Origin of the sequence: Planomicrobium okeanokoites (genome assembly GCF_003428875.1) — a bacterium.
Lineage (GTDB): Bacteria > Bacillota > Bacilli > Bacillales_A > Planococcaceae > Planococcus > Planococcus okeanokoites.
The window spans coordinates 183646-195615 of record NZ_QQRS01000004.1 but is presented as its reverse complement, the minus strand read 5'-3'; the positions used below and the strand labels follow the sequence as shown (position 1 = coordinate 195615).

The following is an 11970-nucleotide window of genomic DNA, read 5'->3' as shown; positions in this document are numbered from 1 at the left end:
AGTATAAGAACCAACATTACTGGAGGTAATGAATAATGGAAACCAAAGGATTAAAAGTCCTCGTCCACGCCAGTGCGTTTTTTGCTCCGTTCCTTGTGCCGTTTATCGTGTTTCTAATTTCTGAAGACAAAGATGTAAAACGCCTATCCATCCAGGCTTTGCTGTTCCAGCTTGTCCTGGGAGTGCTGCTATTTATTTCCGGTCTGCTCACCATCATATTAATCGGTATCCCGATGCTGATTGTATTCGGTCTCATCGGTGTGATCATTCCGATCCTCGGCATCATCACTGCTTTGAACGACCAGCACTTCAGCTATCCGATCGTTGGCAGCTGGTATTACTAAGGAAAGCGGCAGAGTCTAGACAAGAAAAGTCCTTCGGGGCTTTTTTTCTTTGTAGAAAACCGTTCGTAAAGGTGTACGGGAGATGGCGAACGTTCGTAAAGTGTTTTTGCACATTTACGAACGTTCTTTTTATGGGTTTAGAGGGGGTTTTGGAGTGTTCGTAAACGTGTACTTTTACGAACGCTTTTATTTCCAGAAATATCTAGATATTATATTTAGTTCTACGTATATTTAACGTAAGAGTTTTAATCCTAATGGTAAAAGATAAATAAGGAGGACCTATGGAAAAAAGCAAACTTCGTGTAAGAAATGACGAGGATGGAATCACCGTGTTGATCGGTAAACATAATGTACGGGAATCCATTCATTATATCCAGACACACCAAATCAAAAGTGCAGAGGTTACCTATAGCTACGAAGAATCGCAAATCGATTTCTTGAGTGAATGCCCAAGCATTGAATCTTTCTCACTAGAAGGCCCGAATGTGAAGAATTTGAGTGGAGTCTATCATTTAAAGGCGCTTAAAGCTTTTGCAATTAATGATACTGCCCCTTCCTTGGCAATCGATTTCAACCAATTGACCACGTTGGAAGAGATCTACGGCACAATGCCGTCAAAAGTTGTGGCCATCGGCAGCCTGATCCACTTGAAGAAAATGCAGATCTGGGGCTATAAGCCAAAAGGGAAAAACCTGAAGGAGTTCACAGACCTGAAAGCGCTTGAAGATCTCGAGCTCATCAGCTCCAACATCATTTCCCTGGATGGGATTCAAGGATTGAAGAACTTGAGTCGGCTAGCACTGTTCAGAATGAGGGCCCTGACGGACATCGACGCGATTCAGCATTTATCGAAAAATCTGACGGATCTCGAAATAGAATCGGCAAAAAACATACAAGACTTTTCGGCAATCGGAAAAGTCCAGTCGCTCGAACGTTTAGGTTTAAATAACTGTGGAACGATTCCATCCATCCGATTCATCAAGCAACTTCCTCACTTGAGAAGCATGAGGTTTTGGGATACCTATGTAGTGGATGGAGATGTCTCCCCGTGTATCGGGCTGGAATACACCTATTTCACGAATAAAAAACATTATTCTCATCGCCTGAAAGAGGGGCCTCGAATCAATGACCCTCACTCCTTTATAGAGAGATCCAGACCGGGAGACACTGGACCGGTTCCGCAAAACGCAAAGCAGGGGGAACAGCCATTGCCATCGCAAGAGTGGAGAATGAGGATGGAAGACGGGGATGACCAGTTTACCGAAGAAAATTTAGCGGCAACCGAAACCGTGCTCCAAAACTATATGGATGGACTGTCCCACCTTCAAGAGCCATCCGAAAAGAAAATCATAAAACAAGTGAAGGAAGCGGTCCTCCGTTTAAATGCGCTGAATGAAAAATACGACTTTTTCATTGAAACTCTGGAGCGGGAGGAACTCTGTGATTTCATCATGGAAAAAGCGCAGCAAGCCGGTTTGGATACGGAGGAAGACATTACAGAAGAATGGCGGGAATGGTAGGAAAATTTTACAAGATGTTTATAGGCTAAGATATGGAACAAATGAAAGGGCCATATTAGCGAAAGTGAATGTAACTTATGTGCAGTTATGTTACATTCAATTTTTAGCTAGCAAGTTGATTTCCATTAAATTTAGACGTGTATAAGGAGGCAATAAAAGTGATTAAACTAGTTAAAGAAGTAGATAATACGGTGGCTTATTGGGAAGTATGGAAAGACGGCAAAAAATTAACGGTTCATTCCGGTTTTGTAGGTGAAACGGGTGAGGCGGAAGAAGTGAAACTAAAGATGTTCGAAAGAGCAGAAAAGATCATGGAAGAATTAGCGGAAGAGAAGTTGGCAGAGGGCTATGACTATCTGGACGAAGACGAGTTAATTGAACTCGTGCTTCAATATCCATATGAGGAACAACACATGGAAAAAGCGCTTGAAAAGAGACAACAAGTTGAAGATTTAATGAATAATTGTTTGGGATGGACTGGGAACGGTGCATGCGATGGTGGAGATATTGGAAGTGGCACGACGAATATTTTCAATTATGTAATCGACGTAGAAAAAGCGCTGAAGACCATACTCGAGGAACTTACTGAGGAGAATCTACTGGCAAATGTTAAAATCGCTTTTTTGGATGAGGACGAAGAATATATCGGCCTTTATCCAAAGGGAACAGAGTTTGATATTTAAAAATTAAATTACCCAATAACGGAAATCTTTTATGAACTTTTCTTTAGTTTTGAATGTAACTTATTGTGAATTAAGTTACATTCACTTTGGCAATTTCTTTAGTTGCAAAACGGAAGATCAAAAATGGAGGTGTAACGGATGGAATACAGTGGTGGCTATTTTCTTCTTTCGGCAGCGAGCGCCAATCAACCCTTTTATCTCGCCCAAGTGGAAGATGGCGGATTCCACGTTGAAAAGCTGATTTCGATGGATGAGGAAGCGGGCGGTGTTTTTCCCAATATCTTTGACATTTGGGCGGGCCGAAAGTCTAAAAGGCCGACACCCGTCTTATCCAAAACGGTGCTGGATAAGGTCTTGGTATCCATGGTATTTGGTACGTTGGAAGAAGCACTGGAAGGCTATCGGGAAGCAAGACCCCAGGAACCATCGGTGAGTCTGATCGGCATCAGCCTTGACGAGAAGCATCTTTCGGACTTTCACGACTGGCGGGACGCTATCAATGACGAAACTGGAGAAGGAGAGGGAGTCGTCTACTGTTTGAAAAAAAAGCAGCCTATTACTAGCGGTGGGATATTCGCAGGATACGACATTGCAGGCTATGAATTGGGCGGCCGGTTTCTCTCTTTCTTGGGTAATCATCTTTTCAAGGATTATCTGGCACTCGATCCCAACCTTTCAATCAATAAATACGGTTTGTTTCCGGAACTGCAAACGGCACAAGCTCTTGCCCGTTACACGAATGAGGTGCTCGCTGAACAGGGGATGGCGGAAGAAGACTTGATGTGGCTGCCATGGAAAATAACAATTTATGAAGGCTTTTAAACTAAATAAAATCTTTTGTTTTGAATGTAACTTATTAGCAATTAAGTTACATTCAGATTGACTATTAAAGGGGGGAGAGGCAAATGAAGTTCAGCGTATTAGAAAAAGCATTAGAAAATAATAACGTGGAAAAAGTAGAACAATTATTGGATGGAATGTCCGCTGATCAACATCAGGAAGCAACCAAAATACTGATAAAGCACCTCACCCAAACTGAAGACAAGAATTTAAGAAATTTGCTTGCTATCGCCCTAAGAGGTATTGGAAATGAAGAAGCAATTTCTCCTTTGATTAATTTGCTCAGCGATTCCAGGACACTCGGAAGTAGGGGAACTTTGTTGTACGCATTAGAACCTTTTGATTGTACAGCGCATTTAGAGATAATTATTCATCAGTTTTTGACTGGAAATTTCGAAGTCCAAGCAGGTGCTTTTCAACTTATAGAATCCATGAACGGAAACGTATCTGGTGATGTATTATTGAAATCCCTGCAAAAGGTAAAAAAGCGACTGGACGAAATTGAAAGACAACAAGAATTACATACTGACGTATTAGATTTTCTGTTTGATTTGAATGTAACTTAATCCTAATTAAGTTACATTCAGAATCCCTATTTTAAAGAAGGTAGCAATACAACACGGGAAAGTGAATTTGTTAGAAAAAATGATACATTCAAAAGGCTATATTCTAAAGCTTTAAGATCGTGTTTATAAGTGAATAAGAGTTTACATATCAGAAGTTATCGGAAGCTATTCAAATACGAAGGGAGAGAAAAGGATGCTTCAAGCACCTTTTCTCTCCCTTTTTACCGACGAACGTGTAATTTACATACCCGTGTGAATTTGATAATTCTTTCTAGTTCTAAACATCAGTTCTTCATGTAATCTAAATGTAACAATTGTAATAATGAGTAACGGAAATATTTTGCGAGTCTGTTCTAAACTATCATCAACCTGCTTTTAAGCTATGGAAATAATTCTGCAACATAAGGTTATATAGAGGATATTAAAACAGTTAAAACTACCTTAGAAAGCTTGTAGCAATGTGTAAACAGGTAAAAAGACCTCTCTAAAGAGAGTCGAATTAATACAAATGTAATCTGCTCGAAACTATGCATTCTGGAATTATTAGTATGATTGAATAGTATGAAAACAAAAGAAAGAAGGGGTAAAATTGAGCGAAACGATTCGCACTAACGAGGATTTATTGGATATGTTGGATTCATTATTAAGAGAGCCTTCCGGCTTTTGGAACGAATTCTATTCTAACCGAGAAAAGGGAATACCGTTTTTTGTGAACAAACCAGATGAGAATTTAGTGGACTATTTTAATAAAGGTTTGATGAAGTCGGGGAATGTCTTGGAACTAGGAAGTGGTCCAGGCCGGAATGCCATTTATTTTGCTGAAAAAGGTTGCCATGTTGATGCAGTGGACCTGTCAGAAGAATCGATTGAATGGGCAAAAGAGAGAGCAAGCGAGCGAGGAGTAAATGTGAATTTCATTCTTAACAATATCTTCGATGTTCAGATAAATGAAGGAACATACGACGTTGTTTATGATTCCGGATGTTTTCATCATATTGCACCTCATCGGAGAAGCAATTACATTGAACTGGTAATGAAAGCTTTAAAACCGGGAGGTCACTTTGCTATTACTTGTTTTGTAGAAGGTGGTGAGCTGGGTGGATCGGATATTACGGATTGGGAAGTTTACAGACAGAAAAGCCTTAATGGTGGATTAGGTTTTACAGAAGAAAAGCTGCGTACCATTTTTGAAAGTTTAGAGGAAATTGAAATTCGAAAAATGAGAGCAGCAGGAGAAACGGAAGAAGTTTTTGGCGTTTCTGCTTTATGGACAGCTTTGTTTAGAAAAAGATAAGTCATTTATAAAAATAAGTTGGTTTACATATGACATATTATCGGAAGTAAATTAAATCAAACTGTATTCTATTTTTACCCATACTCTTCAAGAACTTTTAATAAAACAAAAAAGACCCCCAACCGGTGAAAAATCATTGGCTGGAGGTCTTCTTTGGTATACCGGTAAATTCATCAAATGGCTGCAAGGATCAAGCCAATGGATGCGTAAATGATGACAGTGAAGAATACACCCATCATATGCACCAAGGAAAAAAAGAACATTTTATTGGCCCAGGCCTCGATTCCCAGTTTGCGGGAGCCGAATAGGCTGAGTGCCAGCCACATTAAGCCTAAGATCAGCGATACCAATGTCAGGCCGAGGCTGAGCGGCAGGAACAAGAAGCTGGAGAGCACGAGTAAAACCAAATAGATATTGCTTTGGAGATACGTGCGCTTTGCGCCTTTGACGACTGGGAGCATCGGTATTTTCGCCGCCGCATAATCTTTTTCTTTTCGGATGGCGATGGCATAGAAATGCGGCATCTGCCAGATCACCATGATTAAGAACAAGGCCCAGCAGGCGGGATGCCAAATGTCAGGGGCTACCGCTGCCCAGCCGAGTAAAGGAGGCATAGCACCTGAAATGCTGCCGACTTCGGTATTCCAGATTGTGTAGCGTTTTGTCCACATCGTATAGGGGACCACATAGAAAAATACGCCTAAAAATCCGAGCAATGCGGCTAACGGTGAAGCGATGTACAGCAGGATCAATCCGATCACCAAAAACAAGCTCGCCGCTATCGCCACCTTTTTGATCGAAATGGCGCCTGTCACTGTCGGCCGTGATTTCGTCCGTGCCATGATGGCATCGATGTCGCGGTCATAGATATTATTGAAAGAACCGGACGCTGCGATAATGGCGGTTGTTCCTAAAAACGCTAAGATGATATTTCCGATATTATCGATAAAACTGTATTCATACGTATATAAAGCGAGCATCAATCCGGCGGCCATCGGTATCAGATTCGACTTGATGATTCCCGTTTTCACCACTTGAGCCCATAATGTTTTTTGCGATTGCTTTTTCATTGCACTACTATCTCCTCTTATATCCACAGCATTACTATAACCCAGCGGGCAAGGGAAGCTCCATCATTTTCGCTCTTTTATGGATATTAATTTGAACATTTTAAGTCTATCTGCCCAAATGCTAATGAGGTTGTCGAAAGAATTTGCTTGAACACGCAATTTCTTAAGCAGCATAAATAAAACGAGGTCTTATATCAAATGAAACGGAGAAAAGAAGCTCACAACAAGCTTCTTTTCTCCGTTTCATTTGAAATCTATTCCACGATATAAGCCAAAGCTTTAATCGCCTGATCGCATGTCTCCACCGTTGCATTTGCTTTAGCGGATAATTCTTTCAGCGGGTGGTGCAATTTTTCCGGACGGATGATGATGACCGGCTTGCCGATTGCAAGGGCGGCACTGGCATCCATTGCTGTATTCCATTGTTTGTATTGCTCGCCGAACAGAGCGATAACCAGATCGGCTTTGTGCATCAGTACACTTGTCCGCAGATTATTGAAGTTCGAGGCGGCGGCATCTTTATAGACCGCGCCAGGCTGTTCCCCAAGAATTTCTTCGCCGATATTGTCGGAACGGTCATGGTCTTCCATCGGACCGACAAAATCAACCGGGAGATCGAGTGCCAAAGATTTCTTTTTGATTTCGTCGCGCCATGTACTGTGAATTTCGCCTGCAAGATAAACGGTCAGTCTCATGATTCACCCTCCAAAACCTATTTCTTCCAGTGTATCATATTTTCAGAAAGGGATTGGAATCAGACTATCATGCGCTCTTTCGTAATGACAGGAATGGCTGAAAGCACATTTTCCATCTTGAAAGTACGCTTTTCTTTCCGCAAAAAGCAATACGCCTGAAACGTTTCTCCGCTCACTTTCAGGATCTTAATACGGCGTTTGCTGATGCCCCCGTCATTCGCTATATACATCATGTCGACAAGCTGCTGGTACTTAAAAGCCTTCAGGATCTGTGCTTTCATTTCATTTCCCTCCTTGGGTTTGGTTTTCTAGATAATAAAGATTTCTGTGCATATCGCTTCGGCGCTTAGGACAAGGCTCCCGCAATAAGCCGAGAAGAACACTCGTCTTATTACTCCGCCCAGTCCATGGACGCGCCGGCGCTGAGAGAAGTCTCTAGAGATATGGAGCAAAACAGCGAAGACGCCCAGGTGAGCAAGCGAAGTGCTGAGATCCACTCGGGCGAAGGGTACCGAGCACGAGTTAGCTCAGTGCAAGCCACCAGGCAAGCGAAGCTGTTTTGCGGAATATCGAGTATTAATAAATCATCAACAAGAACGTTTGTTCTCATTATAAATCAAATTACCCCCTAAAACAACTAAACAGAATCGTGTATAATGGAACGAACATATATTCTTTTCAGAGTAAAGAGAGGAGCAAAACCATGAAAATATTTCACACGGCCGATTGGCATTTAGGGAAGCTCATCCAGGGGATTTACATGACAGAGGAACAGCGTTACGCGCTGCAGCAATTTATAGAAGCAATCAAAACAGAAAAGCCGGACGCGGTGATCATCGCGGGCGATCTTTACGACCGCGCAGTGCCTCCAACAGATGCCGTCAATCTGCTTGATGAGCTGCTTGCAAAAATTGTGCTCGAGCTGGAGACGCCGGTACTGGCAGTCGCCGGCAACCACGACAGCCCGGGGCGCCTCAACTTCGGCAGCCGTCTGATGAAGGATAAAGGCATCCACATCGCCGGCCATGTCCAGAAAGACCCGCAGCCCGTCGTACTCGAAGACGAACACGGCGAAGTTCATTTCCACCTGGTGCCATATACCGACCCATCGATGGTCCGCTATATTTTTGATGACCCGGCAATTCGCACGCATGATGACGCGCTCCAGACCATCACAGCGAACATCAAATCGAACTGGGACACGGAAGCGCGCCACGTTTTTGTGGGCCATGCATTTGTGACTTCCCACGGTGAACAGGAAGATAATACGAGTGATTCTGAGCGTCCGCTGGCGATCGGTGGAGCGGAGCATGTCAGCGCCGCCCATTTGGAAGATTTCCATTACTCGGCGCTCGGCCATTTGCATAAAGCCCATTTTGTGCGCAATGAAACCATCCGTTACGCGGGGTCTCCGTTGAAATATTCGATTTCGGAAGAGCATCATCAAAAAGGATATTTAGTGGTTGAGTTGGATGCCGACGGAAATGCCAATGTTGAAAAAAGACTGCTCCAGCCGCGTCGCAATATGCGCCGTGTGGAAGGCACGATTGATGCGATCCTTCGCCACGAAGTGAGTGAGGATTTCGTATTCGTGACTTTGCTGGACGATGCGCCGGTCCTGTTTCCGATGGAGAAGGTCCGTTCCGTCTACCCGAACGCGATGCATGTCGAACGGAAGAACTTTGTCAGAGAGGCATCGGAAGGGAACGGTGAATCTCGTCGTCAGATGGACTCCCTGTCTTTATTCCATGCATTTTACGAAGAAGTGAAAGGCGAAGGAGCGTCGGACGAAACCGCGGAGATTTTTGAAGAAGTGCTGCAGGAATTCCTGCAGGAAGAGCCTGCTGAAAAAGAAGAGGTGAAAGCATGAGACCTTTAAAACTGAAGCTGACGGCATTCGGCCCTTATAAAGAAACGGAAACGATCGACTTTAATGACCTTCGGGAAAATCGGCTGTTCGTTATCTCCGGCAGCACAGGAGCCGGGAAGACGACCATTTTTGATGGAATCTCATTTGCACTGTACGGCGGGGCAAGCGGTTCGGACCGCAGTGAAACACGTAATCTGCGGAGTGACTTCGCAGATGATGCTGTGCATACCTGTGTCGAGATGGAATTCGAGATACATAACCAGAGATACCGGATTCTGCGCCAGATGCCGCACGTCAAAAAAGGGAATAAAAGCCCAACAGGTGAACGCTATGAATTTTTTGAGGTTCATAAAGACGGCGAAAAGCCATGTGTGGAGAGGCAGATCGTCTCAGAAATCAACCAGCGGGTCGAAGAGATTTTGGGGCTGACGCAAAACCAGTTCAGCCAGATCGTCATGCTGCCGCAAGGGGAATTCCGTAAACTATTGACGTCTGAAACGGATAATAAAGAAGAAATTCTGCGCCGGATCTTCAAGACAGAACCGTATAAAATGATCAGCGAACGGCTGAAACAAAAGCGCGACGCGGCAAAAGATGCCTATGGATTGGAAGAACAGGTACTGAACAGCCATCTGCGCAGCATCGAATCTTCGCTTCCGCAACGGGATTCCGAATTGTTCGAAGTGTTGGGGAGGGAGCAGCGCAATATCCATCAGATCCTGTCGGCACTCCAGCTGGAAACAGCTTTCTATAAAGCAAAAATCGCGGATGACAAAATTCAGCACGAAACGCTGTACAAAAACCATCAGGAAAAACTGGATAGCTTTCACGAAGCGAAAAAATGGAATGGCCGCTTTGATGAAAAGCTCGAGAAAGAGCGGCGCTACAACGCGTTGACGGAACAGCTGCCGGCAATCGCTGAAAAAGAAAAAGCGGTGCAGCAGGCGGAACGTGCAGGTTTTATTGCCAATATCGAAAATCTTTACCGGGAACTTGTAACCAATGAAATGGACAAACACAAATTGCTCGAACGGGCGGTGGATGAACAACAGCAGTCCGAGGAGGCGAAGCTGGCGGCAGAAGAGAAATTCCTGGAGCAGCAGGGCCGCAGCGACGAACGATCGACTGCACAGGACCGGGTGCTGCGCCTTCAGCAATTATTGCCGCAGGTGCAGGAGTTGGCGGCGAAAGAGGAAGAAGTTGCCGTTTTGAGCAGCGCGGTGAAGGTTGCCGAACGTCGTTTTCAGGCAATTGAAAAGCAATTGGCCGATATAAAAGAGCAGAAAACAGCCGCTGCCGGGAAGGTCAGTGAACTGGAAAAACAAACCGACAGCTTTGACAGCAAGCCTGAAGAACTCCGGGTGGCTGAGGATCGTCTGCGCATTGCCGGGGAATTGCTGGCCGTGCAGACGGAAGTAAAAGCCCAACAAGCCGTGAGGGACCAAAAAGAAGAGGTATACAGCGAAGCGCTGACGAAATACAAACTCATTGAAGAGAGCTGGTTTGCCAACCAGGCGCATCTTCTCGCTGTACAATTGAAAGACGGCGAGGCCTGTCCGGTTTGCGGCAGCCATGAGCATCCTGTAAAACATCAGGGAGCGTCGGAAACGGCAGTTTCAAAAGAACAGCTGGACCAGGAGAAATCCCGTTTGGATGCACTCGATAATGCTTACCGAAATGCTTCGGCACGCCTTGTTTCATTGGAAGAGCAGGAGAGCCGCAAGAAGACGGAAGCGGAAGAGCGCGGAATCACCGATGCAGAGAAAGATAGTGCATTGCTGAAGCAAGACAAACAGCAACTGCAGGAAGATGTGCAAACTTTGCAGCGCTGGAAAACGGAACTTCGTGAATGGAAAACGAAGCTTGCGGATGGGGTGAAGGAGACGGAGACAGCAGAGCAGGACCGCTCGCTCCTCCTGACGGAGATGAATGAGAAAAAATCATCTGCTGAATCGGCGAAAGCAGTGCTGGCTGAAAAGCTGGCATCGATTCCGGAAGAGATGCGCTCGCTTGCTGTTCTGGAACAGGAAATCCGCCAGGCTATCACTAAAAGGGATGACATGGAAAGAGCCTGGGCTGCGGCCCAGGAATTATTCCAGGGAGCGAAAGAGCGATTGGCTTCAGCTGCAATGGCTTTGCAGCATTCGAAAACCACTGCTGAAGAAATGACCGCCAAGCGCCAAAAAGCGGAAGCGGAATTCAAGCAGGCGCTGGAGAAATCGGAATTCGAAACGGAAGAAGCTTATCAGCGGGCGAAAATGCGCGACTCCGAAATAGAAGAGATGAAACAGCAAATCACGCGTTTCAACCAGGACCGCCACACGCTCCAGCAGCAGATCAGCGAACTCACTGAACTGCTGGCCGGTCGGAAAAATGAAGACCTGTCGCTGGCGGAAGCGGAACTGGAACAATTGAAATCCGATTATGAACAGGCGTTATCACAGTTGAACCATTCGAAAGATTGCTGCGTGAAAGGTGAAGTATTGATTGAACAGATCAACGGAGCTGTTGAAGGAGCGGCAAAAGCCGAAGCGGAATGGAATCGTGTGGCGGATCTTCACGATATGATCCGTGGACAGAACAGCCTCAAAATTTCGTTCGAGCGTTATTTGCAGATTGAATACCTCGAACAGATCATCCAGGCGGCCAATGAACGGCTGCGCAATCTGTCGAACGGCCAGTTCTACCTGATCCGCAGCGACCGGCAGGAAGCGCGGGGCAAACAGAGCGGCCTCGGCCTCGATGTCTACGATTCCTATACGGGACAGACGCGCGATGTCAAAACTTTATCCGGCGGTGAAAAATTCAATGCATCGCTCTGTCTGGCGCTCGGCATGGCCGATGTCATCCAAAGCTTCCAGGGCAACGTCTCCATCGATACGATGTTCATCGATGAAGGATTCGGTTCACTCGATGAAGAATCGTTGAACAAATCGATTGAAACATTGATTGACCTGCAGCGGTCTGGCCGCATGATCGGCGTTATCTCGCATGTCCAGGAATTGAAGGCGGCGATACCGGCGATTCTGGAAGTGAGAAAGTCGAAGGAAGGCTTCAGTAAAACGAGCTTCCATATTAAATAGCAGAT

The 11970-nt window shown here is 45.1% G+C and carries 11 protein-coding genes; 8 read left to right on the top strand and 3 right to left on the bottom strand.

What is annotated here, in order from left to right:
* The first annotated feature begins 35 nt into the window (after positions 1–35).
* The 6 genes from D2910_RS10870 to D2910_RS10845 all read left to right on the top strand — a co-directional run bounded on the left by D2910_RS10870 (position 36) and on the right by D2910_RS10845 (position 5247).
* Positions 36–344 carry a DUF4870 domain-containing protein gene (locus tag D2910_RS10870; protein WP_117313502.1) on the top strand — a complete coding sequence of 103 codons (309 nt, stop codon included), beginning with the start codon at positions 36–38 and terminating at the stop codon, positions 342–344.
* A 1229-nt stretch (positions 345–1573) separates the two neighbouring features.
* On the top strand, positions 1574–1864 hold the full coding sequence (locus D2910_RS17105; RefSeq protein WP_117313640.1) for a hypothetical protein: 291 nt from the start codon (positions 1574–1576) through the stop codon (positions 1862–1864).
* A gap of 158 nt (positions 1865–2022) precedes the next feature.
* A complete protein-coding gene (locus D2910_RS10860; protein ID WP_117313501.1) occupies positions 2023–2547 on the top strand; it encodes a hypothetical protein in 525 nt (174 codons plus the stop codon).
* Positions 2548–2685: 138 nt separating this feature from the next.
* The gene (locus tag D2910_RS10855) at positions 2686–3369 is read left to right on the top strand and encodes a hypothetical protein (protein ID WP_117313500.1); all 684 of its coding nucleotides are present in this window, start codon (positions 2686–2688) and stop codon (positions 3367–3369) included.
* Positions 3370–3452: 83 nt separating this feature from the next.
* The gene (locus tag D2910_RS10850; protein ID WP_117313499.1) at positions 3453–3953 is read left to right on the top strand and encodes a HEAT repeat domain-containing protein; all 501 of its coding nucleotides are present in this window, start codon (positions 3453–3455) and stop codon (positions 3951–3953) included.
* 589 nt (positions 3954–4542) lie between these two features.
* Positions 4543–5247 (top strand): class I SAM-dependent methyltransferase, encoded by a 705-nt coding sequence (locus D2910_RS10845; protein ID WP_117313498.1) that lies wholly within the window; start codon positions 4543–4545, stop codon positions 5245–5247.
* 173 nt (positions 5248–5420) lie between these two features.
* Here D2910_RS10845 and cyoE read toward each other — a convergent pair whose 3' ends face one another.
* The 3 genes from cyoE to D2910_RS10830 form a co-directional block, all read right to left on the bottom strand.
* Positions 5421–6317, bottom strand: coding sequence for a heme o synthase (cyoE, locus tag D2910_RS10840; RefSeq protein WP_117313497.1), 897 nt, complete (start codon positions 6315–6317; stop codon positions 5421–5423).
* A 254-nt stretch (positions 6318–6571) separates the two neighbouring features.
* A complete protein-coding gene (locus D2910_RS10835; RefSeq protein ID WP_084243191.1) occupies positions 6572–7012 on the bottom strand; it encodes a YtoQ family protein in 441 nt (146 codons plus the stop codon).
* Positions 7013–7071: 59 nt separating this feature from the next.
* Positions 7072–7293, bottom strand: a complete 222-nt coding sequence (locus D2910_RS10830; protein ID WP_101802199.1) for a transcriptional regulator — start codon at positions 7291–7293, stop codon at positions 7072–7074.
* Between the two features lie 422 nt (positions 7294–7715).
* On the opposite strand from D2910_RS10830, the gene D2910_RS10825 reads away from it, so the two are divergent.
* Both D2910_RS10825 and D2910_RS10820 read left to right on the top strand, forming a co-directional pair.
* Positions 7716–8882: an exonuclease SbcCD subunit D gene (locus tag D2910_RS10825; protein WP_117313496.1), complete on the top strand. Its 1167-nt coding sequence runs from the start codon at positions 7716–7718 to the stop codon at positions 8880–8882.
* Positions 8879–11965: an AAA family ATPase gene (locus D2910_RS10820; protein ID WP_117313495.1), complete on the top strand. Its 3087-nt coding sequence runs from the start codon at positions 8879–8881 to the stop codon at positions 11963–11965. The genes D2910_RS10825 and D2910_RS10820 overlap by 4 nt, the downstream gene beginning before the upstream one ends.
* Positions 11966–11970 lie beyond the last annotated feature (5 nt).